Origin of the sequence: Gordonia sp. NPDC127522, from assembly GCF_042672305.1 — a bacterium.
GTDB classification, from domain to species: domain Bacteria; phylum Actinomycetota; class Actinomycetes; order Mycobacteriales; family Mycobacteriaceae; genus Gordonia; species Gordonia hongkongensis.
Genome location: NZ_JBHXVK010000019.1, coordinates 61,324 through 85,332 on the forward strand (window position 1 = coordinate 61,324; position 24,009 = coordinate 85,332).

Consider the following 24,009-nt stretch of genomic DNA (forward strand, 5'->3'; position numbering starts at 1 on the left):
ATGGCATCTCGTTCGCCCGCCGAGGAACTCGACGTCGACGGGGTCGCCGTCCGGATGAGCAACCCGGACAAGATCTACTTCCCCGAACTCGGCGAGAACGGCGGCCGCAAGCGCGATCTCGTCGGGTACTACCGCACACTCGCACTGGGAGTCGACGACAGCGGCGACGGGCCCCTCATGCGCGCCACCCGCGACCGTCCGACCTTTCTGCAGCGCTTTCCCGATGGCGTCGAGGGCGAGGAGATCTACCAGAAGCACATCGCGAAGAAGCGGCCGGAGCATGTGCAGTCCACCCCGATCGTGTTCCCGTCCAAGCGAACTGGCGACGCGATCCGGCCCACGGTGCCGGCCGATCTCGTGTGGGGCGCGAACCTGGGTACCGTCACCTTCCACACCTGGCCGACCCTGCACCCCGACAACGACCACCCGGATCAGCTTCGCATCGACCTCGATCCGCAACCCGGCACGACCTTCGAAGATGTCCGGCGAGTGGCGATCGAGGGACTCAAGCCGCTGCTCGACGAACTCGGCTTCGTCGGTTTCGTGAAGACCTCGGGCGGTCGGGGAGTACACGTGTATGTGCCCATCGAACCGCTGTGGGACTTCATCGCGACCCGACGCTGCGTCATCGCGATCGCCCGCGAACTCGAACGCCGCGACCCGGACGCGGTCACCACATCGTGGTGGAAAGAGGAACGCGGAGAACGGATCTTCATCGACTACAACCAGAACGCCCGCGACCGCACGATGGCATCCCCGTACTCCGTTCGACGCAGCGCCCGCGCTCGGGTGTCGACCCCGGTCACGTGGGACGAACTCGCCGACGTCGATCCGGACGACTGCACCATTGCAACCGTCCCGAAGCTCCTGGAAGATCGCGGCGACCCATGGGCCGACATCGCCGACCACCGGCGCGGCGTCGAGAAGCTGCTGGAGATGGTGCAGGCCGACGACGCGAACGGCCTGGGCGACATGCCCTATCCGCCCAGCTATCCCAAGATGCCGGGCGAGCCGCCGCGCGTACAGCCGAGCAAGAAGGTCGCCGAGCACTGGGACGAGAAGGGCAACCGACGCTCCGACGGCTGAGGGCCGGTTTCCGTAAGGTTCAGCGGCGCAGCGCCTCCGCGGCCCAGGTCGCGAAGCTCTGCCAGCCGACGTCGGGGAACCGGCGGTGCAGGGTGGGGATGTCGACCTCGTATCCGCGGTCGCCGAGGAACGTGAACATCGCCCGCATGTCCTCGGACTCGATACGTTCGGGGTCGTAGGACTCCGCCGTGACGGTGGTGCCGAGCACGTCGCCGATGATGCGCGCCATCTCCTCGGGCGTCGGCTGATCGGACGCGAGGTCGATGCGTTGGCCGACGTGGACGTCGGGCGCGGCGAACAGGGTGGCGACGAGTCGGCCGAGGTCGCGCCGCGAGAGTTGTTGCAGCGGCTTGTCCGCGGGCATCGCGATCGGCATCACGCCCGCCGCGAGGGCGTCGGCTCCGCCGAGCAGGTTGTCGAAGAAGTAGGCCGGGCCGACGATCGTGTGCGGGATCTCGGTGGCCGCCAGCATCTGCTCGACCTCGAACTTGGAATCGAAATGCGGCACGCCGGTCTGACGATCGGCCGAGGCCACCGAGGAGAACACGAGGTACGGGATCGACGCGGACGTGGCGGCTTCGATCAGCGCACGACCCTGACCGATCTCGGACTCGACGCCGGATTCGAACGGAGTGGTGAGCGCGAACACGCCCGCCGACCCGGTGAATGCCTCGGTGAGACCCGACCCGCTCACGATGTCGCCGACGGCGAGTTCGACGCCTCGGTCGGCCAGGCGTGCCGCCTTGCTCGACACCGCGTCCCGCACGACGGCGCGGACCGGGAAACCGGCCTCGAGCAGCGCGTCGAGCACGGCGCCGCCCTGCCCTCCGGTGGCTCCGACGACAACGACAGGAGAGGAATCGGCCATGCCGTCGACCCTAGCGGTCACACTCGACGGCCGGACGGTTTGGGTGAGTGCGCCGTCGGCGGCTATCATCTCGACGTTGGAGGATTCGCCTAGTGGCCTATGGCGCTCGCCTGGAACGCGGGTTGGGTTAACAGCCCTCAGGGGTTCGAATCCCCTATCCTCCGCCACCGAAGGTCCGCAGTGACACCCGTCTTTCCGGGTGACACCGCGGACCTTCGTCGTATTCCGGAGCGTGCGGGCCAAGTGCCCTCAAGCCGCGCGGACCGGTTCGAGGACCCCGGCTCCGGCCGCCGGAACCCCTCGCTACACTGGACGACGGATCCCGCGCGGCGTGCATCCTGTGAACTCCCCCAGGGCCGGAAGGCAGCAAGGGTCAACGGGCTCTCTCGGGTGCGCGGGGTCCCCTATTTTCCCGATACGAAGTTTCAGGTCAGGGGCGTCGGCCACCCGCACCGGCGTCGAGCCGCGAGAGGGCCAACGTTGAATTTTCACTCGATGAGTGCCGACCAACTCCGGAACACCCAGACGGAACTGACCAAGCAATACGAGGCGCTGCGCGCGCTGGGTCTCAAGCTCGACCTCACCCGCGGCAAGCCGGCCCCCGAGCAGCTCGATCTCTCGAACGGTCTCCTGTCGCTGCCCGGTGACGAGTATCGAGACGGCGCGGGCACCGACACCCGCAACTACGGCGGACTCAACGGACTGCCCGAGTTGCGCGGCATCTTCGGGGAACTCCTCGCCGTCGACCCCGACAACCTCATCGCGCTCGGCAACTCGAGCCTCGAGATCATGCACGACCTCACGGTCTTCGGGCTGTTGCACGGCACCGCCGACTCCGACGAGCCGTGGGGACGTCAGACGATCAAGTTCCTGTGCCCGTCGCCCGGTTATGACCGCCACTTCGCGATCACCGAGAGCTTCGGCATCGAGATGATCCCGGTGCCGATGCTGCCCGACGGCCCCGACGTGCGGGTGTGTGCCGAACTCGTCGCCGCCGACCCGAGCATCAAGGGCATGTGGGCGGTGCCCACCTACTCGAATCCGACGGGTGTCACCTTCTCCGAGGAGGTCACCCGCGGACTGCTCGAGATGCCCGCGGCGCCGGACTTCCGGATCTACTGGGACAACGCCTACGTCGTCCACACGCTGGTGGAGACCCCGCCGACGCCGATGCCGATCCTGGAGATGGCGGCGCAGGCCGGGCACCCGAACCGCGTGTACGTCCTCGGCTCGACGTCGAAGATCACCTTCGCCGGCGCCGGCGTCTCGTTCTTCGGGTCGTCGCCGGAGAATCTGGCCTGGTTCAGCAAGTACCTGTCGCTGAAGACCATCGGGCCCGACAAGGTCAATCAGCTGCGTCACCTCAAGTTCTTCGGCGACGCCGACGGTGTACGGGCACACATGGCCCGCCACCGGGAGATCCTCGCCCCGAAGTTCAAGCTCGTGCTCGACATCCTCGAGGACCGGCTCACGGAGTCGAAGGTGGCGTCGTGGTCGGAGCCGGAGGGCGGCTACTTCATCAGCCTCGACGTCGTCGACGGCGCGGCCCGACGCACCATCGAGCTGGCCAAAGAAGCCGGTATCGCGCTCACCGCCGCCGGATCGGCGTTCCCGTACAAGACCGATCCGCACGATCAGAACATCCGACTCGCACCGACGTTCCCGAACACCGACGACCTGCGGGCCGCGATGGACGGGGTGTCCACGTGCGTGCTGCTGGCCGCGGCGGAGACCCTGCTCGCCCGCTCCAGCTGACCCGACACGCCTATCCCGGCGTTAGATTGCTCTCATTCTCCGGCGAGTGCGCTGGCGTGCGCACCACTTTGTGACAGGCTTTCAAATCGTGAATCTGCCCAGGCCGGTTCTTCTCGCAACCGGTTTCGCCGTCGTGGGGGTCATCGCACTGGCACTCCAGGATGTCGTCGTACCCCTGGGCGCCCAATTCTGGGGCTTGTTGCACAATCAGATCGATCTCTCGGTGTATCAGGCGGGTGCCCGGGCGGTAGCCAACGGCGTCAGTCTCTACGACGTCAAGATGATCGGCGACCTGGACTACACCTACTCGCCGTTCTCCGCCCTGCTGTTCAGTCCGCTGGCCTGGATGTCCTTCGACGTCGCCCGCATGTTGTGGTCGGCGGGCATCGTCGTGGCGCTCTACCTGGTGATCATGCTGAGCTTCCGCAGCCTCGGCCGGCCGGTGACCTGGCCGTTGCGCGTGATCGCGGCGTCGCTGGTGGCGGTGGCGATGTTGTTCGAGCCGGTTCGTACGACGATCTGGTACGGGCAGATCAATGTGTTCCTGATGCTCGTGATCGTGGCCGATCTGGTGCGCCCGGACGGTGGACGCCTCAAGGGGTTCTGGACCGGAGTCGCCGCGGGAATCAAGCTGACGCCCCTCATCTTCGCCGGTTACTTCCTCGTGCAACGGAACTGGCGCGCCCTCGCCGGGGTGGTGGGCGGCTTCGCCACCACCATGCTCATCGGGTTCGCCGCCTTGCCCGGGGACTCGTGGTCGTACTGGACGGGCAAACTGTTCGAGTCCGACCGGGTCGGTTCGGCTCAGTTGCGCGGTAACCAGTCCCTGCGCGGCATGCTGGCCAACCACCTCGACACCGACAATCCGCCGACGCTGCTCTGGCTCGCCCTGGTGCTGGCAGGGCTGGCGGTCGGCTTCGCGGTGGCGACGTACGCCCATCGCAAAGGTCAGGAACTCCTCGCCGTCAGCATCGTCGGGATGACCGCCTGCGTGGTGTCGCCGATGTCGTGGGGCCACCACTGGGTGTGGTTCATCCCGATCCTGGTCATCGGAATCCACCTGGTCCTCGACGCCCGGCAGCCGCGGGCACCGCGGGTGTGGGCCGGCGTGGGCGTGGCGGCACTGGTGCTTCTCGCGTTTTCGTGGCCGACGCATGTACCGGCGCTGATCCCGGACGGCTATTACACGGGGCTGTACGTCAAGACCCGCATCACATGGCTCAACTGGTTCACGGTCAGCCCCTACCTGTGGGCCTACCTCGGCGTGCTCGTCGCGACGGTCGTCGGCCTGCGGATGGTCGGCAGCCGCGGCTACTCCTCGCCGACGCCCGCCGACCCGATCATCCCGCCCGGCGTCGCGGCTGCGGTGATCGCCGAGGGTGGGCTGCCGACCGGCGATGCGGGCAGCACCGGCAGTGAGGGCACACGACGGCCGGACACGGGTGGCGAAGAGTCCGGGCCACGCGACTCGCGAGGCACGTCCGGGCATACTCCGCGCCCTTCGGAAGACACCCGCGGGATGGCCGATGACCTGGTCGGAACCGATGGCGAACCCGTCACCGAGACACCCGATCAGGGGCCCGCTGCACCAGTGTGAGGCACACTCACCGACTGTCACGGGTCGCCGGTAGTCTCGACGCGTGGCTCTGTATCGCACCTATCGCCCGGCTACCTTCGCCGACGTCGTGGGTCAGGAGCACGTCACCGATCCGTTGAGCCGTGCCCTGGATTCCGGTCGCATCAATCACGCGTATCTGTTCTCCGGTCCCCGCGGTTGTGGCAAGACGTCGTCGGCGCGGATCCTGGCTCGTTCGCTGAACTGTGTGCAGGGCCCCACCTCCACGCCGTGCGGAACGTGTGTCTCCTGTGTGGCGCTCGCGCCGGGCGGCCCGGGCAACCTCGACGTCATCGAGCTCGACGCCGCGAGTCACGGCGGTGTCGATGACACCCGCGAGCTGCGTGACCGCGCCTTCTATGCGCCCGCCGAGTCGCGCTACCGCGTGTTCATCGTCGACGAGGCGCACATGGTGACGAACGCGGGATTCAACGCGCTCCTCAAGATCGTCGAGGAGCCGCCGGAGCATCTGATCTTCGTGTTCGCGACCACCGAACCCGAGAAGGTGCTGCCGACCATCCGGTCGCGCACCCACCACTACCCGTTCCGGCTGCTCGCTCCGCCGGTCATGCGCGGTCTCCTGGAGACGATCTGTGAGCGCGAGGGCGTGACCGTCGCGCCCGAGGTGTACCCGCTCGTCATCCGTGCGGGTGGCGGTTCGCCTCGTGACTCGCTGTCGATCCTCGATCAGCTGCTGGCCGGGGCCGACGATCAGGGTGTCGCGTACGAACGCGCACTGGCGCTGCTCGGCGTCACCGACGTGGCGCTGATCGACACCGCGGTCGACGCTCTCGCCGACGCCGACGGTTCCGCATTGTTCGGCACGGTGGAGAAGGTGGTCGACGCCGGCCACGATCCTCGACGGTTCGCCGTCGACCTGCTGGAACGTCTTCGCGATCTGATTCTGCTGCAAGCGGTTCCGGACGCCGCCGACCGCGGACTCGTCGAGGCGCCGGGTGACCAGCTCGCCCGCATGCGCGCCCAGATCGAGACCCTCGGGCCCGCGTCGCTGACCAGGTTCGCCGAGATCGTGCACAACGCGCTCGGGGAGATGCGCGGCACGACGTCGCCGCGACTCCTGCTCGAGGTGATGTGCGCACGGATGCTGCTTCCCGCGGTCTCCGCCGACGACGCAGCTCTGTTGCAGCGACTCGAACGACTCGAGTCGGGGATCGGCACGACGTCGATCCCGGTACCCGCGAAACCGGCTGAGCCGGAACCGGAACCGAAGTTCGTCCGACCCTCGCAGCGCAAGGCGATGGAGGAGGCCAAGGCCGCCGAGGCGTCAGAGCGCGCGGCCGCGGAAGCCGTCGAGGCCGACGCCGCGCAACCCGACACCAATCGGGTGCCGGAACCGGTGGTCCCCGAACCGGCGGTGTCTGAGCCGGTTGCGCCGGAGACGGTGGTGGAGACTTCCGCGCCGGAACCCGTCGTTGCTGACTCGGTCGCGGCAGGTGCGGCGCCCGAGGCGGTTGAACACGACTCGACCGGCGTCGCAACGGGTTCGGGGGTCGAGGCCGTGCTGCCCGCGGAGGAGACCGCCGACGACGAGTCGATGTTCGACGAACTGATCGCCGACCAACCGAGTGCCGAGGCGGCAGAGGCCGAACCGGCGCCGGCCGCTGACACCTCATCGGACGACGATGCGGCGGCGCTGATCGAGGTGCCCGCCCCGCCGACGCCGACTCAGCCGCCGGCACGGTCCGACCGGACCCCGTCCGCACCCGAACCGCCGTCGCACCGTCGGGGCGCGCCCTCGCCCGAACCGGAACCGCCGTCGCGCCATCGGGACGCGTCCTCGCCCGAACCGGAACCGATTGCCGAACCGGCGTCGACCGCGGCGTACGACGACATTCCGCTGCCCGATGAGCCCGTCGACGAGGACGACGTCCCGCCACCCGACGCGATGCCGGTCCGTGCCCGTCGGCCCGAGCCCGAGCCGGTGCCCGAGCCGGAGCGCGAACCCGAGGCGACCGCCGGGCTCGACGCCGACTCGGTTCGCAAGCGGTATCAGGACATCCGGGCCGCGGTGCGGGAACGGTCGAAGAGTCTCGAGCCGATGCTGTCGGCGGCGGTCATCGCCGACGTCGACGGGACGACCGTCGTGCTCTCGCATCCGGTCGAGGTGCTGGTCGGGCGGTTGTCCGCACCGCACGCCGTGACGATCATCCGCGAGGCGCTCACCGAGGTCTTCGGCACCGAACTCGACGTGCGTACCGTGCACCAGGCGCCGGGCGCCGCCGCACCCTCGGCCACGTCGACCGCGCCGCCGTCGAAGCAAGCTGCCAAAGCGCGGCAGTCGTACTCGCGTCCGAGCCGCGCGCGTGACCAGTCGGCGACGCCGGTGCCCGCACCGGAGCCGGTCGCCGAACCGGAGGAGCCCGAGCCGCCACGTGCCGACGAGGACATCCCGCACGACGAACGCGCGGAGATGGTGGCCGATGCACGCACCGGCAGCCCCGAGCAGCGGCTCGACCCCGACCAGGTGGCGCTGGAACTGCTCAAATCGGAGCTGGGGGCACGGCCGCTGGAGTGAGCCGTGGGGCGTCACCGGACCCTTCGTGACGCGCCCTCCGCAAGCTCCGGGCGCTCCTCAGGGAGCGGGGAGACAGACGTTCCCGCCGCAAGCTCCGGGCGCTCCTCAGGGAGCGGGGAGACAGACGTTCCCGCCGCAAGCTCCGGGCGCTCCTCAGGGAGCAATGGGGTCGCATTTGCGCACTAGCTGAGCGGGGAGCTGCAGTTTTCAGAGGCGGGTCGGGCTCAGGCGTCCCACCACGGCCGGAGTGGCACCTGGTGGCCGCCGTCCTCGTCGAGTTTGGTGGCGAGCACGTGATGGAGCTGGATGATGTTGCGGTCGAAACCGATTCGGCACCCGGCCATGTAGAGGCCCCAGAGCCGTGCGGTGCCCTCGCCGACCTCGGCCACCGCTTCGTCCCAGTGCTCGACGAGGTTGATGTTCCAGTCGCGCAGCGTCATCGCGTAGTGCTCGCGGAAGTTCTCCTCGTGGATGACCTCCATGCCGCCGATGTCCTGCAGCTTGGAGATGATCTTGCCGGAGCCGGTGAGCTCGCCGTCGGGGAAGACGTAGCGGTCGATGAACGATCCCGCCTTGCTGCGACTCGCGTTGTCGGGGCGCGTGATGCAGTGGTTCAACAGCATGCCGCCGGGACGGAGCTTGTCGCGCATGAACCCGAAGTAGGACGGGTAGTTGTGGACGCCGATGTGCTCGGTGAGTCCGATGGACGACACCGCGTCGAAGCCGCTTTCGGTGACGTCGCGGTAGTCGCTGTGCCGGACCTCGGCGAACTCGCCGAGCCCTTCGTCGGCGATCGCCTTCTGGGCCCACTGCGCCTGCTCGGCGGACAGCGTCGCCCCGATCGCGTGGACACCGCGTCGGGCGGCATAGCGGACCATTCCGCCCCAGCCGCATCCGATGTCGAGGAGGCGGTCGCCGGGCTTGAGGCGGAGCTTCTCGAAGATGAGGCGGTACTTGTTCTCCTGCGCGGCTTCCAGCGATGCGTCGCGTTCCGGGTAGACGGCGCAGGTGTACGTCATCGACGGTCCGAGCACCCACTCGTAGAAGGTGTTCGAGACGTCGTAGTGGTAGTGGATGACCTCGGCATCGCGGGACTTGCTGTGCCGCAGTCCTTCCGCAAATCGACGCCAGCGCGGGACGGCCTCCTGCGGCGGCGGTGCGATCGGCTTGAAGTGATCGATGCCCAGCGAGCGTGCGATGTGGGCGAGCGACAGAGGGGAGGGGCGGTGGAACTGCAGGTTGCTGGCCAGTGCCTTCAGCGCGGGGTACGGATCACCGGGGTGCGCGCCGATGAGTTCGAGATCGCCTGCGATGTAGGCGCGCGCGAGTCCGAGATCGCCGGGTGCGGTCACCAGATACGTTGTTCCGCGCGAGGTCTTCAGATCGAGGCCGTACTGGGCGTCGACGGGTCCGGCGCTGCTGCCGTCGTAGGCGGTGATCCGGATCGACAGGTTTCCGCCGAGGAGTGTTTCGAAGATCTCGGCGAGGGTCATCTTGCCGGCGTGCGAGTCCACACTCGACGCCGAACTCTCCTTGAACGTGGTCATTGGCGTTTCACCGCTTTCGAGTAGAGGTCCAGCAGACGACCCCGCGGGTCGTACCGCTTCTTGAGGAGCCGATAACTCTCTCCGCCGTAGAGTTCGTCGAACTCTTCCGGCGTGTAGAAACTCTCTGAATACAGCGACTTGTGGCCGTCGAGTTCGGCGACCTTGCGTTCGATGATCTTGTTGGTGTGCCCGGGATCGCCCGGGGTGACCGGCACGGCCGACCAGAAGCCGACGTTGACGTACGTGCGTTGCGGGGCAAGGGGATACAGCGGCCAGGGGCGTACCGGATCGGCGCCGGGGAGGGCGGGCTCGCGAAGCCGGAGGGGGCACAGCCAGATCGGTTCGATGGGAATCTCGGAGAGGAACCACTCGACGTAGTCGGCGGTCCGGTCAATGGGAACCTCGATGTCCTGCACGACGCGTTCACCCGCCGGTAGTCCCTTGCGGGCGTTCAACCGGTCGCCGATGTCGAATCGCTGGTCGAGACCGATCAGCTTCCAGTAGAAACTGCTGCGGAGGTACCGCTTCGGCCACCAGCGCCGGATTCGCGGATTCTGTGCACCGAAGGCGCGTGAGCACCAGAACCAGTCGGTGTCCCAACGCCAGAGGTAGTCGTGGACCGTCAACCTATCGGTCGTCTTCTGTTGGATGGATCGATAGAAGATGTCCATCCCGGTGTAATCGCTGACCGGTCCGTCCTCGTCGGTCTGGCGGCCGAGCGTCAGATAGGACTCGTTGGCGGAGAACACGACTCCGTCGAGGTAGTCGACCGGTTCGCCGTCGTGCGACTTCGTGGTGACGATCGTGTCCATCGCCGACTGGAGATCGGCGATACTCGTGAACCGGAGATGGCGCAGTGCCACATACGGCTTCACCGGCTCCAGCTCGATCCGCAGCCGAACCGAATAACCGAGCGTGCCATAGGAATTCGGGAAACCGAAGAAGAGGTCGGCATGTTCGTTGGTGGGCGTCGCGGTCAGGATCTCGCCGTCGCCGGTGAGGATGTCGATCTCGAGTACCGACTCATGGGGCAGTCCGGAGCGGAAGGACGTGCTCTCGATGCCGAGTCCGGTGACCGCGCCGCCGAGGGTGATCGTCTTGAGCTGTGGGACTACCAGCGGTGCGAGGCCGTACGGCAGAGTGGCCGCGACGAGGTTCTCGTAGGTGCACATGCCGGCGACGTCGGCGGTGCGCGCCTCGGGATTCACCGAGATGACCCGGTCGAGTCCGGAGACGTCCAGTCCCGGATGCGGATTGGCGGCGCGCTTACGAAAGAGGTTGGACGTCTTCTTCGCAAGACGCACGGTTGCCTGCGGCGGGATGGCACGATAGCTGGCCAGAAGGTCGGCAACCCCCTGGTCGAATGCCGCTCCCCCCATCTCGAGCCCGTTGGTCACCCGGTTAGCCTAGGACTTGATCAGTTCGCCCGCCAATCGTTTCGTAACTGAGGAGTGTCCAATCGTGGGTCAGGTTTCCGCATCGCAGTCGCTCGACATCGCCGCCGCCCCGGACTCCGTGGTCGGAGCTCTCGCCGACTATGAGGTCGTGCGGCCGGCCATCCTCCCGGAGCAGTACCGCGACTACAAGGTGATCAGCGGCGGCAAGGGCGACGGCACCGTCGTGCACTGGATTCTGCAGGCCACGTCGAAGCGGCAGCGAGACGTGCAGGCGACCGTCAGCGTCACCCCGGACACCGTCACCGAGCGCGACGCCAACTCGACGATGGTGACCACCTACTCCGTCGCGGCATCGGGCAGCGGTTCGCGCGTCACGACCACCACCACGTGGCAGGGGGCCGGCGGCATCGGTGGGTTCTTCGAGAAGACATTTGCGCCGAAGGGTCTCAACCGGATTCAGGCCGAGGTCCTCGGCAACCTGAAGAAGCGCCTCGAGAGCTGACGGCTCGGCATCTCCGACCGCCGGCGCTCGATGACCTGCTCACCCGACAGCGTGCGATGACCGGCGCGGGATCGACCGATCCCGTCCGGCGCCGCCGTGGCCGGGCAAGGCCGTCGCCGCTGCCCATCCGCGACGGCGTCGACGCCACGCGCGTGGTGTTGCGGTCAGGGCCGGAGCTGACCGTCGGTCAGGCGCTGCTGGCCGCGCCCGCGCTGACAGGGCTGACCGCCGACGATCTGGGTCGCCGCGCCGCCGCGGGCGAGATCGTCGATGCCGACGGCCGGCCCGCTGATCTGGCCGCGCCGTCGAGCCGCAACGTCTCGCTGTACCTCTACCGCGACCTCGACGACGAGATCGCGGTCCCGTTCGACCTGCCGGTGATCCACCGTGACGAGAACATCGTCGTGGTGGACAAACCGCATTTCCTCGCCACGATGCCGCGGGGCCGTCACGTGACCGAGACCGCGCTGGTGCGGCTGCGTCGAGAACTGGGCTCCGACACCGTCTCGCCGGCGCACCGCCTGGACCGCCTCACCGCCGGGGTGCTGCTGTTCACCCTGCGGCCCGAGGTGCGCGCGGCCTATCAGGACCTGTTCGCGTCCCGGACCGCCCGCAAGGAGTACCTCGCGCTCGCGCCGGCCGACGAGGCGCTGGCGTCGACCGTGACCGTGCGGGACCGGATCGAGAAGACCGCGGGCGACCTACGCGCCCTCGTGGTGGACGGGCCGGTCAACGCCATCAGCGACATCACGCTGACCGAGGTCGTCGGCGGCCTCGGCGTCTACCGACTGGTGCCGCACACCGGCCGCACCCATCAGCTCCGGTTGCACATGGCGTCGCTCGGGGTGCCCATCGTCGACGACCCGCTCTACCCCGACGTGCGGCCGGGACTCGCCGCTCTTCCCGATCACGGGGACTTCACCCGGCCGCTGCGCCTCGTCGCCCGGGCGCTGGAGTTCACCGACCCGCTGACCGGCGAGGAGCGCCGGTTCGAGAGCCGGCGGCCGGTGTCGGGGTAGGGCCACGATCTACCCTGGCGCCATGACCATCCGCGCGTCCTACGAACGGCATCCCGACCTGGGCTGCGAGGCCGTGGTCTTCATCGACGACGAGTCGCTGGCCTGTTTCCAGATCCAGCGCGATCTGGTCGGCGGGCCGCGCGCCGACGAATACTGCGTCACCACGGGAGCCAGTGCGCCCGTCTACGGCGGGATCACCCAGTGGCGTCGCGTCGACGACCGGTTCGAGTTCGCGCTCACGGCGCGCGCGGGTCGGCTGTTCGGCGACGAGGTCCTGTCCTTCGAGGTGGCCGCCGTCGAGGAGTCGACCGTCGACGACATCGCCGCGCATGTCGATCGGCTGCTGCGATGACGCTGCGACTACCCTGGGCCGGGTGACGCAACCATTCGATCCCAGCGCGTTGTTCGGCGGCGGTCAGGGCGGGGAGAACCCGATGGCCGGACTGCTGGCCCAGGCGCAGCAGATGCAGGAGAAGCTCCTGTCGGCGCAGAACGAGATCGCGGCGGCGGAGGTGGTCGGCAGTGCGGGCAACGGACTCGTGACCGTGACCGGCAACGGCACCGGTGAGGTGACCGCCGTGTCGATCGATCCGAAGGTCGTCGATCCCGACGACGTGGAGACCCTGCAGGACCTGTTGCTGGGTGCGTTGGCCGACCTGTCGGAGAAGCGCGAACAGCTTGCCAGCGAGAAGATGGGGCCGCTCGCCGGTGGTCTCGGCGGCGGCCTCCCCGGATTGGGCGGCTGAGTACGCCCACCCCGCGTACGACGCCGAACGACGAGTAGGAATCCCGGACACCGTGGACGCAGATCAGCATGTATGAGGGACCGATCCAGGACCTGATCGACGAGCTGGCCAAACAGCCGGGCCTCGGTCCGAAGGGCGCCCAGCGCATCGCGTTCCACCTGCTGGCCGGGGAGAAGTCCGACATCGATCGCCTCGTCGCCGCGCTGGGACGGGTCCGCGACGACGTCGTCTTCTGCGCGGAGTGCGGGAACGTCTCGGCCAATCGCCTGTGCCGGATCTGTTCGGACGCTCGCCGCGACGCCAGCAAGATCTGTGTCGTCGAGGAGCCGAAAGACGTGCACGCGATCGAACGGACCAAGGAGTTCACCGGGCGCTACCACGTACTCGGCGGTGCTCTCGACCCGTTGTCCGGGATAGGCCCGGACCAGTTGCGTATCCGCGAACTCCTGCGTCGGCTGGCCAACCAGGAAGACGGCGTCGACGTCTCCGAGGTGATCGTCGCCACCGACCCGAACACCGAGGGCGAGGCGACCGCGACCTACCTCCAGCGCATGCTGAAGGACTTTCCCGGCCTGTCGGTCACCCGGCTCGCGTCGGGGCTGCCGATGGGCGGCGACCTCGAGTTCGCCGACGAACTCACCCTGGGTCGTGCACTGTCGGGTCGTCGCATCCTGGCGTGAGGTCGGTGGCCGTCGTACCCGGCAAACCGGACGGCTAGGGTCATGGGGTGATCTCGCGTAGTGGGTGGCGTCGTCGTGTCCGGGGTGTTGCAGCAGGCCTGACGGTGGTGGTCGCGGCCGGCCTGGTGGGTGCCGTACAAGGCGTGCAGCCGCCCGAAGCATCCGCCGCGCCCGCGCTCGACTGGCAGGCATGCCCCGCGGTGCACGGCGTACCGGCGACGGTCCGGTGTGCGACGGTCGAAGTTCCGCTCGACCACTCCGAGCCGAACGGCGAGACCATCGAGATCGGCGTGAGCCGTATGCAGGCGCGCGACCAATCCCGGCGTCGCGGTGTCGTGATGGGCAACCCGGGAGGCCCGGGCGGCGACGGCATCGCGATGTTCAGTCAGCTGCGCCCGCCGGCGGCCATGCTCGACGAATGGGATCTGGTGGCCGTGCAGCCGCGTGGTCTGGTGTCGGGCACACCGCTGCGCTGCGATCCGATCACCGGCGACGAGCCCGAACTGATGACGGCGCTGGGCAAGCTGAATCGCGATCGCTGCGAGGCGCGTACGCCGGGCCTGGGGGCGACGCTCACCACCGAGAACACCGCCCGTGACATGGAAGTCGTCCGGCGGCTGCTCGGCGAACCGAAGGTCAGCCTCTACGGCATCTCGTACGGCACCCTGCTGATGTCGACGTACGCGACACTGTTCCCGCAGCGCGTCGACCGGATGGTCCTCGACTCCGGTTTCGACCCGGGCGTGGTGTGGAACAGCCTTCTCTCCGTGCAGACACCCGGCTACAAGGCGCGGGTGCACGAGCTGATGGCGTGGATCGCGCGCCACGACCGGATCTACCATCTCGGCACGACGCCACTCGCCGTGTACCGGAAGTGGAGCGACCGGGTCAGTGCCGAGGCCGGTGTGCCGCCATCGCTGCTGGCACCTCCCGCGCAGGTCGGGGACGTGCCGCCGGGCCTGCGGGCGGTCGCGCAGCAGTACATCGCGGGAACCGATCTGACCGCCGATGCGCGTGCCAGGTTCGAGAACCTGGTGTTCACCCTGCTCCGGCCCGGGTCGCTACAGCTGACGTCGCAGCTACTGGTGCTCACCCGCGCGCTCGCGCCTGATCGCAACTCCTGGCCGACAGTGGCGCTGATGACCGCGACCCCCGGTCGGAAGCTGCCCACCCCGGGCCCCGCCGCGATCGAGGCCGCCCAGGTCTCGCAGGACATGCAGGCCGCGGTCCTGTGCAACGAGAACCAGGTCCCCGCGCAGCCGTCGCTCGGCTTCCGGGCGTTCCTCGCGAACTACGTGACCGGGGATCCGTTCGAAGCGCCTGGTCTCGCCTACGAGTCCGGCCTCGCGTGTGCCGGAGCGCCGGCGCTCGGGCGGCCGGTCGAGATCCGCAACCGCGGGCTGGCGGTGGCGCCCCTGCAGATTCAGAGCGTCGGCGACCCGCAGACCCCGTATCGCGGGTCGTTGAAGATGCGTGAACTCATGCGCAGCCACCTCATCACGGTCGGTGGTGGCGACCACGCGCAGCTCGGTCGCGCCAACAAGCCGCTCGACGACGCCATCGTCGAGTACCTCCGCACCGGCCGGACCTCGGTGCAGCGCGTCCCCGAAGCACCGATCACGGCTCCGCTCACCCGGTTGCCCTCGGCGTTCGCGTCCGGGGCGGCCGGTCGGTGACCCATCCTGATCTGGTGAGCCCGCAGACCCGCGCCCGTGTGACCGAACTGGCCGCTCGCCTCGACGCCGGGATCGTCGCGATCGACGGACCGTCCGGAGCGGGCAAGTCGACGATCGCCGATCTCCTGGTCGCGGACCTGCGCGCTCGGGGAGTCGGTGTGACTCTGGTCCGCACCGACGACTTCGCGACGTGGGACGATCCCGTCGCGTGGTGGCCGGAACTGGAAACCGATGTGCTGCACCCGTTCACCCGACGACGCGACTACCGTTACCGGCCCCGCGTGTGGCAGGACGGCGTCCCGGCCCCCGGGCCCCGCGTGTGGATCGAGTGGCAGCCGCTGCTGATCATCGAAGGGGTGTCCTCGGCGCGGCGCCGGATCGCCGACCGCCTGTCCCACGCGCTGTGGCTCGACGGCGGGACCCCGAGCGAACGGCTCGAGCGGACGGTCGCCCGCGACGGCGAGGATGCGCGAGGTCATCTGGAGGCGTGGCAGGAGTTCGAGCGCGGCTGGTTCGGCGTGGATTGCACGCGGGAACGGTGCGTCGTACTGGACTGAGGGGGCTTGGACTGAGGGGGCTTGGACTGAGGGGGCTTGGACTGAGCGGTCTCGGACTGACGGTCCCGTCGGCCGGCGGGGATGCCGAGCGGACGCCGCGGTTAATGTCGAGGGATGGCCACCCGACGACGCTTCCGTGATCTGGCGGAGCTCGACGCGCACCTGATCGAGTGCCGTGCATGCCCGCGCCTCGTCGAATGGCGGGAGTTGGTCGCGCAGGAGAAGCGACGCGCGTACGCCGACGAGGAGTACTGGGGCAGGCCGGTGGCCGGTATCGGTCCGGCGGATGCGCGACTGCTGATCGTCGGCCTCGCCCCCGCGGCGCACGGCGGGAATCGGACCGGGCGCATGTTCACGGGTGACCGCAGCGGCGATGTCCTGTTCTCCGCGCTGTATCGCGCCGGCCTTGCGAGCCAGCCGCTCTCGGTCGCGATCGGCGACGGGTTGGAGCTGTTCGACACGCGGATCACCGCACCGGTCCACTGTGCACCACCGCAGAACAAGCCGACGGTCGAAGAGCGCGACACCTGTTCGTACTGGCTGCACGCCGAACTCGAACTGCTCGCACCGACGGTCCGTTCCGTGATGACACTCGGCGGATTCGGTTGGCAGTCAACGCTTCGTACCTTCGCGAGGCTCGGCTGGACGGTCCCGAAGCCGATGCCGAAGTTCGGTCATGGTGTCTCCACCACCCTCGTCCGCGACGGTGCCGAACTCGAGGTCTTCGGCTGTTATCACGTGAGCCAGCAGAACACCTTCACCGGACGCCTCACGGTGGAGATGGTCGTCGACGTACTCACGGCGGCGGCGCGGTCGGCGGGGATCGAGAATTATTGAGCCTGACCGGCGTGCTCTCGGTCCCGCTGATCCGTGTGCCACCGCCGGCGGGGTCCGAGCGAGGAGACTATGAATGGTTCATGTGCTGATGCGTGAAAGTTCGTCCCCCTCATCATAATCGAAGGGCACATTGCCCTTCGACCAAGCCCACGGGGACGGATTTTCGCGTCTCCGGCGGACAGTGTCACCCTCGGCATGGTTTGACAAGCACGCAGCACGTGCAGTTCTGACCGACGAACTCGAATCCTGACTGATGGACCTCGATCGAAGTCCATCAGTCGAGTTGAAATTCATCCGTCGACGCTACCGACGACGGCCGGAGCTGAGAGTCGGCTACCGGCGTCGGCCGGCGGCGAGGCGTTCCCGGCGGAGCCGGTCTACCTCGGGGAGGTCAAGCGGGGCAAGGGATTCGACGCCGAGCGCGGTGGCCAGGAGGTGATCGGCGAGTTCGGGGTTGCGGGCCAGTGCCGGACCGTGCATGTAGGTGCCGATCACGCTGCCCTGGACGACGCCCTCGGTGCCGTCGCCGACGCCGTTGCCGACGCCGTGCCGTACCCGACCCAGGGGGGCGGCATCGGAGCCGAGAGTCGTTCCGCCGCGGTGGTTCTCGAAACCGGTGAGGGGCTGTGACAGCCCTGGGAGGGTCGGATCGACGAGCAATTCGCCGATACTCCGCTCCGCCTGGGGCGCCGTCGTGAGATCGAACAGCGAGATCCCGTCGACGCGTTCGCCCGCCGATGTCTCGTACCAGTGGCCGAGCACCTGGATGGCGGCGCAGATGGCCAGCACCGGCCGTCCGGCCGCCGCCGCCTGCTGCAGACCCGGGTAGCGCGTGAGGTGCCGGGTGGCGAGCCGCTGCGCGTAATCCTCGGCGCCACCGAGGGTGTAGACGTCGAGCGAGTCGGGGACCGGGTCGTCGAGGGTGATGTGGATGACCTCGGCGTCGATGCCTCGCATCAGCGCGCGGCGCTTCAGGACGAGGGCGTTCCCGCCGTCCCCGTAGGTCCCCATGACGTCGGGCAGGACGAGGCCGATCCGCAGGGTCGATTCGCTCACTGCTCTGCCTTCCGCGATCGTGCTGCGCGTTCCAGGGCGGTGCCGAGATCGCGGAACGCCGTGTAGTTCGCCAGGACCTCGACGCGTCCCGGCGGACAGGATGCGATGGCGGCCATGGGATCCGGGACGGTGGTGTGTTCGGCGCCCGCGTAGAGCAGCCGGACCGACAGGTCGGCGGCGCGCTCGCCGGCCGCGACGACCTGCATGGTCTCGAACGCCTCGAAGCGCACGTCCCACAACCAGGACAGGTCCTCGCCGTCGGGCACCTGGCCGTTGACCGCGATCACCAGCCCGTCGGCGTCCTGGTCGATCATCGACATCGCTTCTTGCCACCCGGCCGGGTTCTTCGCGAGAAGCGTTCGGACCGAATGATTTCCGACCTGGTGGATGCCGTACCGGCCGGCGACCTCGCCGACCGTGCCGACGGCGGCCACCGCGTTGCGCGGGTCGGCGCCCATCGCGACGGCCGCGGCCACCGCCTGGGTCGCGTTGCCGCGGTTGGCCCTACCCGGCACCGCGAGCTCCAGGGGAGCGCTGAAACCGTCGGGGCCGTAGATGTTCTCGTCGTCGAACCACCAGTCGGGGGTGGGGCGGCGGAAGTTGTCGTCGCCGGTCGACCGCCACCCCTCCTCGGAACGGACGATGGGCTCGCCGGTACGGGGGCAGCTGACGGAATCGCCGACCCAGCTCGCGCCGGCCGCGACCCAGACCACGTCCGGAGCGTCGAAGGCGGCCGACGTCACCAGGACGTCGTCGCAGTTGGCGATCACCGTGGTCTCGGGATGACGTGTGATGCCCTCACGCAGCCGACGCTCGATCATGTTGATCTCCCCGACTCGGTCGAGCTGATCCCGGGAGAGGTTGAGCATCACGAGGACCTCGGGGTCGACGGCGTCGCTGACGTGCGGGACGTGCAGTTCGTCGACCTCGAGCGCGCAGAACGGCGCCGTCCGGCTCAGGGTGAGGGTCGCGATGATGCCGGCGTCCATGTTGGCGCCGTCGGCCTGGGTGGCGACCTCGCCGAGTTCGGCCATCGCGGCCGCGGTCATCCGTGTGGTCGTCGACTTCCCGTTGGTGCCGGTGACGATCGCGGTGCGTTTGCCCGCGGCGAGCCGACCCATGATCTGGGGGTCGATCTTCGCGGCGACCAGGCCGCCGATCATCGACCCCTTGCCCCGTCCCGTGGTGCGCGACGCCCACCGGGCCGCGGCCGCAGCGCCCAGGGCGATGGCGGTACGGGCGGGAACACGGGTGTTCGTGCGGGTTGCGGAACCGGCGGAAGAGAGTCGGTCGGGCATGCGCACGAGTGTGTCACAGGCCGATCCGACGGGAGTGGTCGTGCCGTGCGCCGACGCCGCGTAGGCTCGGCGGCTGTGAGTCGCGACACCCATCTGCGCCTGTCCCTGCCCGCCCGAGTGCAACGCGGACTGTTGCTCGGCGTCGCACGAATCCCGGCCGGAGCGTTGGCCGTTCTGGGGCGACGGGCACCGGTCAACTCCGACGGTGAGCGAGTCGCCCCCGAGCTTGCCGCGATCGGCTGGGCCAACGACAACGTGCCCGGGCTGAACCCCTTCCAGGGCGAGGTGGCGCAGTCGCGTGCCCAGACCGACGAGGTCGGCGCCGCCATGGCCGAGGCGCTGCCGCCCATGGCGGTGGAAGAGGACCTGATCATCGACGGACCCGCCGGCCCGATCCCGGCCACTCGGTACCGCTCCACCGCCGACTCGGCCGGGCTGCTCGTCTACTTCCACGGCGGTGGCTTCGTCACCGGCAGCCGGATCAGCCACGACACCTTCGTCCGGCGTCTGGCACACGGCACCGGCCTCGACGTGCTCTCCGTCGACTACCGGTTGGCTCCGGACGCCCCGTTCCCCGCCGCCGTCGAGGACGCGGTGGCGGCGTGGCGCTTCGCGGTGGAGGTGGCGCCGCGGTGGGGTCTGGATCCGGCGCGGATCGTCGTCGCCGGTGACAGCGCGGGCGGAAATCTCGCGACCGTCGTCGCCCGGGAGGTCCGTGGCGAAGCGGTCACCCCGGCTTTCCAGCTGCTCATCTACCCGGTGACCGACCAGGCCGCCGACACACCCTCGCGCCGGGAGTTCGCCTCCGGATACTTCCTCACCGCCGACGGCATCGCCTGGTTCACCGATCGCTACCTGCCCGACGCCGCGCAGCGGAGCGACCCGCGCTGCTCGCCACTGCTCGCCGACGATCTCAGCGGTCTCCCGCCCGCGCATGTCATGGTCGCCGGCTTCGACCCGCTGCGAGACGAGGGCCTCGCGTACGCGCGCAGGCTCGAGGAGGCCGGCGTGCCGGTCACGGTCCGGCGAGAGGGCGCGATGATCCACGGGTTCGTCAACATGACCTTGATCAGTCCGGGGGCCCGGGCCGCGGTGGACCGTCTGTGCGCGGTGGTGCGCGAGGCCCTTCCGCCGGCCGGGTCCAGCTCAGCCGCCTGAGCGCACCGGTGTTCCGGCGCCCTCGCGAGCGCCCGTCACCGACGACACGGAATCGACCGGCGTCGGGGTGGCACCTGGAACGGGCGGGCGCCTACGGGCTCGCGGCCGGGCCATCACCCCGGCTGCGCACCCCGCGACGACGATGACCGCTCCGACGATCTCCCCGACGCTCGGGACCTCGCCGAGCACGAAGAATGCTGCCGAGATCCCCACCACGGGCACGAGCAGCGACATCGGCGACACCCGGCTCGCGTCGTTGCGTCCCAGCAGCGTGGTCCACAGACCCGCACCGATGACGGTGCCGAAGATCGCGAGGTAGGCGAGTCCGCCCAGCGCACGCAGTCCACTCTCGGTACCGAGCGTGGCGAGCGCGTCGAAGCCGGCGGACGGTCCCTCGACGATCAGACTCACCGCGTACAGCGGCGGGGCGGCGACGACGGCCATCCACAACGTCATCCGCAGGGAATCGTCGGGACGGGCGAGTCTGCCCCCGATGTTGCCCGCTGCCCAGCTCAGACCACCGAGCACGGTGAGACCGATCGGCAGCAGAGCGGCCACGCCGAGGTCGCTGCCCCGCATCCGGTCGATCGCGATGACCGCCATGCCGAGAACCGCGACCGTCAGGCCGAGGACTTGTCCGGCGGTCATCCGTTCCCGGAGGAACAGCACGCCGAGCAGGACCGTGAAGGGTGCCGAGGTCTGGAGGACCAGCGAGGCGAGCCCGGTCGGCATGCCCAGATCCATGGCCAGGAACAGCATGATGAACTGCACGCTGCCGAAGCCGGCGACGTACAGCAGGAACCACTTCAGGCGCACCTTCGGGAACCGCACGAACAGCATGACCGGTATCGCCATCACCGCGAATCGCATCGCGGCGAGGAAGAACGGTGGGAAGTGATCGAGCCCGACTCGGATCGCGATGAAGTTCAGTCCCCAGAGCAGGACGACGAACAACGCGAGGAGGCGATCACGAGTGGACATTGCCCCATCGTCGGCGTGGACGATGTGAAGGACAATCGAATTTAACCGGAATAACTATTCAGTTTCTCTGAACGGTTACTCCTGTGCCGCGGCGACCTTCGCCCGCACGTCATCCATGTCGAGCCCCTCGACGGCGCCGATCAGTTCCTCGAGCTGAGCCGCGGGCAGTGCACCGGGCTGGTTGAAGACCAGAATCCCGTCCCGGAATGCCATGAGCGTCGGGATGGAACGGATACCGAGACTGCCGGCGAGCTGCTGCTCGGCCTCGGTGTCGATCTTGCCGAACACGATGTCGGAGTGTGCTTCGGAGGCCTTCTCGAAGACGGGCGCGAACTGTCGGCACGGGCCGCACCAGCCGGCCCAGAAGTCGAGGAGGACGATGCCGTCCGAGGCGATGGTGTCCTCGAAGGTTTCCAGGGTGATGTCTTGTGATGCCATGCCCCCACCAACGGATCGGACCGCTCGGACATTCCACCCCGAAGGTCATGCCGTGACCCACGGCACTGCCTGACGACGACGTGGGCCTGAGTACCGTTGTCGCATGGAAGTCCGGCGTCTGCGGCTGCTGCGGGAATTCGCCGACCGGGAGTCGATCGGCGCGGTCGCCGACGCGATGCACATGACCCCGTCGGCGGTGTCGCAACAGCTGAAGGTCTTGGCCGAGGAGGCCGGTGTCGCGTTGTTCGAACCCGATGGCCGCCGAATCCGATTGACCGAGGCGGGGCGTGCGCTCGTGCTGCGCGCCGATGACGTGATCGCGGCGGTGGATCGGGCGCAGGAGGAGATGTCGTCGTATCGGTCGGGCAAGGCCCGGGTCCGCCTGGCGATGTTCCCGTCCGGTGCCACTCTGCTGCTGCCGGTGGTCCTGGAGCGGGCCACCGCATCGGGCATCGACGTACACGCGGTGCATCTCGACGTCGGATACCACGACGCGGCACCGGCTCTCGCCGATCACGACGTCGTGGTCACCCACCGCGACGAACGGACCCCGGCGGTCAACGTCCCGCGGGTCCGGGTCACCGAGCTGATGCGTGAACCCGTCGACGTGATCGTCGCCGCCGGCAGCGAACTCGCCGTGCGCGACCAGGTCGCGGTCACCGAACTCGCCGATCACGACTGGATCAGCGTCGAGGGCGGCTTCCCGGTCGACGATGTGCTGCAGTCGATCTCGGCGGCGACCGGGGTGGCGCCCCGGGTGACACAGCGGATGCTGGACTTCACCACCATCGAGGCGCTCGTGGCGCACGGCCACGGCATCGCGCTGATGCCGCGTTTCGCGGTCCGGCATCCGGAGGTGAAACGACTGGTGCTCAAGGGAGTTCGCGCCGCACGGGTCTACGAGGCGCTGGCCCGGCCGCGTTCGCGGGCGGCGGTGCAGCAGGTCGTCGATCACCTGCGTGCGGTGGGCGCCGAACAGGGCTGACGGCCCGACGCCACCCGAGTGGGCCCGGATACACCGACAGCCCGGGGCGGGTGCCCCGGGCTGTCGGTGATTGCGAGAACTCAGACGCCGAGACTCTTGCCGACGATGTCCTTCATGATCTCGGTGGTGCCACCGAAGATCGTCTGGATACGAGCGTCGGTGTAAGCGCGGGCAACCCGGTACTCGTTCATGTAGCCGTAGCCACCGTGCAGCTGGAGGCAGCTGTCGATGACCCGCTTGGCGAGCTCGGTACACCACCACTTGTTCTTCGAGGCGTCGACGGCGTTCAGTTCACCATCGAGAACGCCCTGCAGGCAGCGGTCGATGTAGACCTCGGCGATGTCGAGCTCGGTCGCCATCTCGGCGAGGCTGAAGCGGTTCGCCTGGAAGGTGCCGATCGGACGGCCGAAGGCCTTGCGGTCCTTGGTGTACTGCAGGGTCTCGTCGAAGATCGCACGCGCACCGGCGATGGCGCCGATGCCGATCGACAGCCGCTCCGACGGCAGGTTCTGCATGAGGTGGTAGAAGCCCATGCCCTCCTGGCCGAGCAGGTTCTCGACCGGCACGCGCACGTCGTTGAAGTGCAGCTCGGCGGTGTCCTGGGCCTTGAGGCCCATCTTGTCGAGCTTGCGACCGCGCTCGAAGCCCTCCATGCCGCGCTCGACGACGAGCAGCGAGAACGCCTTGTGGCCGGCTTCGGGATCGGGGTTGGTCCGGCAGACCACGACCACGAGGTCGGAGTTGATGCCCGACGAGATGAACGTCTTGTTGCCGTTCAGGACATAGTGATCGCCCTCGAGCTTGGCCGAGGTCTTGATGCCCGCCAGGTCGGAGCCCGCGCCCGGCTCGGTCATCGCGACGGCGAGGATCGTCTCGCCGGTGGCGATCCCGGGCATCCAGCGCTTCTTCTGCTCGTCGTTGGCGAGGTGCACGAAGTACGGTGCGACGACGTCGTTCTGCAGGCTGAGGCCGGGTGCCGCGCCGTCGAACTTCGCGAATTCCTCGACCACCACGGCGTTGAACCGGAAGTCGTCCATGGCGCCGCCGCCGCCGTACTCCTCGGGGATGTTGAATCCGAGAAGGCCTGCGTCACCGGCCTTCTTGAATGCGATGCGATCGACCTGACCGGCTCGCGTCCACTCCTCGGTGTACGGGGCGCATTCGCGCTGCAGGAATTGCCGCGCGGTTTCCCGCAGGGCCTCGTGCTCGTCTTCGAAGATGGTGCGTTTCATGGCTTCTCCCTTTCGTGAGTGAGTCTGTAATAGGTGGCGT

At 68.5% G+C, this 24,009-nt stretch carries 22 protein-coding genes, 1 tRNA gene and 1 other RNA gene; 16 read left to right on the plus strand and 8 right to left on the minus strand.

From position 1 onward, the window contains the following. Positions 1-1,086: a DNA polymerase domain-containing protein gene (locus ACFVHY_RS21260; protein ID WP_390275300.1), complete on the plus strand. Its 1,086-nt coding sequence runs from the start codon at positions 1-3 to the stop codon at positions 1,084-1,086. Between the two features lie 19 nt (positions 1,087-1,105). Here the strand turns inward: ACFVHY_RS21260 and ACFVHY_RS21265 are convergent, their stop codons facing one another. Then, complete coding sequence (locus ACFVHY_RS21265) at positions 1,106-1,954, minus strand: NmrA/HSCARG family protein (RefSeq protein WP_390275301.1); 849 nt, start codon at positions 1,952-1,954, stop codon at positions 1,106-1,108. A gap of 78 nt (positions 1,955-2,032) precedes the next feature. On the opposite strand from ACFVHY_RS21265, the gene ACFVHY_RS21270 reads away from it, so the two are divergent. The 5 genes from ACFVHY_RS21270 to ACFVHY_RS21290 all read left to right on the plus strand — a co-directional run bounded on the left by ACFVHY_RS21270 (position 2,033) and on the right by ACFVHY_RS21290 (position 7,860). After that, positions 2,033-2,121 (plus strand) — tRNA-Ser (locus ACFVHY_RS21270). Positions 2,122-2,268: 147 nt separating this feature from the next. Next, positions 2,269-2,363: signal recognition particle sRNA small type (gene ffs, locus ACFVHY_RS21275), an RNA gene on the plus strand. 71 nt (positions 2,364-2,434) lie between these two features. Next, complete coding sequence (locus ACFVHY_RS21280) at positions 2,435-3,709, plus strand: aminotransferase class I/II-fold pyridoxal phosphate-dependent enzyme (protein WP_390275302.1); 1,275 nt, start codon at positions 2,435-2,437, stop codon at positions 3,707-3,709. 88 nt (positions 3,710-3,797) lie between these two features. Continuing rightward, positions 3,798-5,306, plus strand: a complete 1,509-nt coding sequence (locus ACFVHY_RS21285; protein WP_390275303.1) for a glycosyltransferase 87 family protein — start codon at positions 3,798-3,800, stop codon at positions 5,304-5,306. A 43-nt stretch (positions 5,307-5,349) separates the two neighbouring features. After that, positions 5,350-7,860 carry a DNA polymerase III subunit gamma and tau gene (locus ACFVHY_RS21290; protein WP_390275304.1) on the plus strand — a complete coding sequence of 837 codons (2,511 nt, stop codon included), beginning with the start codon at positions 5,350-5,352 and terminating at the stop codon, positions 7,858-7,860. Between the two features lie 224 nt (positions 7,861-8,084). Here the strand turns inward: ACFVHY_RS21290 and ACFVHY_RS21295 are convergent, their stop codons facing one another. Next, entirely contained in the window at positions 8,085-9,407 is a 1,323-nt protein-coding gene (locus ACFVHY_RS21295; RefSeq protein WP_390275305.1) for a class I SAM-dependent methyltransferase, read from the minus strand. Beyond that, a complete protein-coding gene (locus tag ACFVHY_RS21300; protein WP_390275329.1) occupies positions 9,404-10,786 on the minus strand; it encodes an FAD-binding oxidoreductase in 1,383 nt (460 codons plus the stop codon). The genes ACFVHY_RS21295 and ACFVHY_RS21300 overlap by 4 nt, the downstream gene beginning before the upstream one ends. Before the next feature lie 82 nt (positions 10,787-10,868). Between ACFVHY_RS21300 and ACFVHY_RS21305 the strand changes: the two genes are divergently transcribed. The 8 genes from ACFVHY_RS21305 to ACFVHY_RS21340 all read left to right on the plus strand — a co-directional run bounded on the left by ACFVHY_RS21305 (position 10,869) and on the right by ACFVHY_RS21340 (position 16,821). Beyond that, a complete protein-coding gene (locus ACFVHY_RS21305) occupies positions 10,869-11,306 on the plus strand; it encodes an SRPBCC family protein (RefSeq protein ID WP_390275306.1) in 438 nt (145 codons plus the stop codon). A gap of 56 nt (positions 11,307-11,362) precedes the next feature. Beyond that, entirely contained in the window at positions 11,363-12,325 is a 963-nt protein-coding gene (locus ACFVHY_RS21310) for a pseudouridine synthase (RefSeq protein WP_390275307.1), read from the plus strand. 22 nt (positions 12,326-12,347) lie between these two features. Further along, entirely contained in the window at positions 12,348-12,677 is a 330-nt protein-coding gene (locus tag ACFVHY_RS21315; RefSeq protein WP_226512271.1) for a hypothetical protein, read from the plus strand. Continuing rightward, on the plus strand, positions 12,655-13,071 hold the full coding sequence (locus ACFVHY_RS21320; protein ID WP_390275308.1) for a YbaB/EbfC family nucleoid-associated protein: 417 nt from the start codon (positions 12,655-12,657) through the stop codon (positions 13,069-13,071). Before ACFVHY_RS21315 ends, ACFVHY_RS21320 begins: the two co-directional genes overlap by 23 nt. Positions 13,072-13,139: 68 nt before the next feature. Continuing rightward, entirely contained in the window at positions 13,140-13,751 is a 612-nt protein-coding gene (gene recR, locus ACFVHY_RS21325) for a recombination mediator RecR (protein ID WP_058251045.1), read from the plus strand. A 47-nt stretch (positions 13,752-13,798) separates the two neighbouring features. After that, the gene (locus ACFVHY_RS21330; RefSeq protein WP_390275309.1) at positions 13,799-15,427 is read left to right on the plus strand and encodes an alpha/beta fold hydrolase; all 1,629 of its coding nucleotides are present in this window, start codon (positions 13,799-13,801) and stop codon (positions 15,425-15,427) included. 14 nt (positions 15,428-15,441) lie between these two features. Further along, the gene (locus ACFVHY_RS21335) at positions 15,442-15,984 is read left to right on the plus strand and encodes a uridine kinase (RefSeq protein ID WP_390275310.1); all 543 of its coding nucleotides are present in this window, start codon (positions 15,442-15,444) and stop codon (positions 15,982-15,984) included. A 114-nt stretch (positions 15,985-16,098) separates the two neighbouring features. Next, positions 16,099-16,821 (plus strand): uracil-DNA glycosylase, encoded by a 723-nt coding sequence (locus ACFVHY_RS21340; RefSeq protein ID WP_390275311.1) that lies wholly within the window; start codon positions 16,099-16,101, stop codon positions 16,819-16,821. Between the two features lie 333 nt (positions 16,822-17,154). Here the strand turns inward: ACFVHY_RS21340 and ACFVHY_RS21345 are convergent, their stop codons facing one another. Further along, positions 17,155-17,877 (minus strand): type 1 glutamine amidotransferase, encoded by a 723-nt coding sequence (locus tag ACFVHY_RS21345; protein ID WP_390275313.1) that lies wholly within the window; start codon positions 17,875-17,877, stop codon positions 17,155-17,157. After that, positions 17,874-19,175 (minus strand): MurT ligase domain-containing protein, encoded by a 1,302-nt coding sequence (locus tag ACFVHY_RS21350; protein WP_390275314.1) that lies wholly within the window; start codon positions 19,173-19,175, stop codon positions 17,874-17,876. The genes ACFVHY_RS21345 and ACFVHY_RS21350 overlap by 4 nt, the downstream gene beginning before the upstream one ends. Positions 19,176-19,250: 75 nt before the next feature. Between ACFVHY_RS21350 and ACFVHY_RS21355 the strand changes: the two genes are divergently transcribed. Then, on the plus strand, positions 19,251-20,333 hold the full coding sequence (locus ACFVHY_RS21355; RefSeq protein ID WP_390275315.1) for an alpha/beta hydrolase: 1,083 nt from the start codon (positions 19,251-19,253) through the stop codon (positions 20,331-20,333). Here the strand turns inward: ACFVHY_RS21355 and ACFVHY_RS21360 are convergent. Further along, entirely contained in the window at positions 20,322-21,314 is a 993-nt protein-coding gene (locus ACFVHY_RS21360) for an EamA family transporter (protein WP_390275316.1), read from the minus strand. The genes ACFVHY_RS21355 and ACFVHY_RS21360 overlap by 12 nt on opposite strands. Before the next feature lie 75 nt (positions 21,315-21,389). Further along, on the minus strand, positions 21,390-21,752 hold the full coding sequence (trxA, locus tag ACFVHY_RS21365; protein ID WP_058251053.1) for a thioredoxin: 363 nt from the start codon (positions 21,750-21,752) through the stop codon (positions 21,390-21,392). A 103-nt stretch (positions 21,753-21,855) separates the two neighbouring features. On the opposite strand from trxA, the gene ACFVHY_RS21370 reads away from it, so the two are divergent. Further along, positions 21,856-22,737, plus strand: coding sequence for a LysR family transcriptional regulator (locus tag ACFVHY_RS21370; protein WP_390275318.1), 882 nt, complete (start codon positions 21,856-21,858; stop codon positions 22,735-22,737). 80 nt (positions 22,738-22,817) lie between these two features. Here ACFVHY_RS21370 and ACFVHY_RS21375 read toward each other — a convergent pair whose 3' ends face one another. Then, complete coding sequence (locus ACFVHY_RS21375) at positions 22,818-23,969, minus strand: acyl-CoA dehydrogenase family protein (protein WP_058251055.1); 1,152 nt, start codon at positions 23,967-23,969, stop codon at positions 22,818-22,820. Between the last annotated feature and the right edge of the window lie 40 nt (positions 23,970-24,009).

Coding starts and splice junctions, on each gene's coding strand:
- ACFVHY_RS21260 (WP_390275300.1), top strand. CDS start 1: ATGGCATCTCGTTCGCCCGCCGAGGAACTCGACGTCGACGGGGTCGCC.
- ACFVHY_RS21265 (WP_390275301.1), bottom strand. CDS start 1,954: ATGGCCGATTCCTCTCCTGTCGTTGTCGTCGGAGCCACCGGAGGGCAG.
- ACFVHY_RS21295 (WP_390275305.1), bottom strand. CDS start 9,407: ATGACCACGTTCAAGGAGAGTTCGGCGTCGAGTGTGGACTCGCACGCC.
- ACFVHY_RS21300 (WP_390275329.1), bottom strand. CDS start 10,786: ATGGGGGGAGCGGCATTCGACCAGGGGGTTGCCGACCTTCTGGCCAGC.
- ACFVHY_RS21310 (WP_390275307.1), top strand. CDS start 11,363: ATGACCGGCGCGGGATCGACCGATCCCGTCCGGCGCCGCCGTGGCCGG.
- ACFVHY_RS21315 (WP_226512271.1), top strand. CDS start 12,348: ATGACCATCCGCGCGTCCTACGAACGGCATCCCGACCTGGGCTGCGAG.
- ACFVHY_RS21320 (WP_390275308.1), top strand. CDS start 12,655: ATGTCGATCGGCTGCTGCGATGACGCTGCGACTACCCTGGGCCGGGTG.
- recR (WP_058251045.1), top strand. CDS start 13,140: ATGTATGAGGGACCGATCCAGGACCTGATCGACGAGCTGGCCAAACAG.
- ACFVHY_RS21340 (WP_390275311.1), top strand. CDS start 16,099: ATGGCCACCCGACGACGCTTCCGTGATCTGGCGGAGCTCGACGCGCAC.
- ACFVHY_RS21350 (WP_390275314.1), bottom strand. CDS start 19,175: ATGCCCGACCGACTCTCTTCCGCCGGTTCCGCAACCCGCACGAACACC.
- ACFVHY_RS21360 (WP_390275316.1), bottom strand. CDS start 21,314: ATGTCCACTCGTGATCGCCTCCTCGCGTTGTTCGTCGTCCTGCTCTGG.
- trxA (WP_058251053.1), bottom strand. CDS start 21,752: ATGGCATCACAAGACATCACCCTGGAAACCTTCGAGGACACCATCGCC.
- ACFVHY_RS21370 (WP_390275318.1), top strand. CDS start 21,856: ATGGAAGTCCGGCGTCTGCGGCTGCTGCGGGAATTCGCCGACCGGGAG.
- ACFVHY_RS21375 (WP_058251055.1), bottom strand. CDS start 23,969: ATGAAACGCACCATCTTCGAAGACGAGCACGAGGCCCTGCGGGAAACC.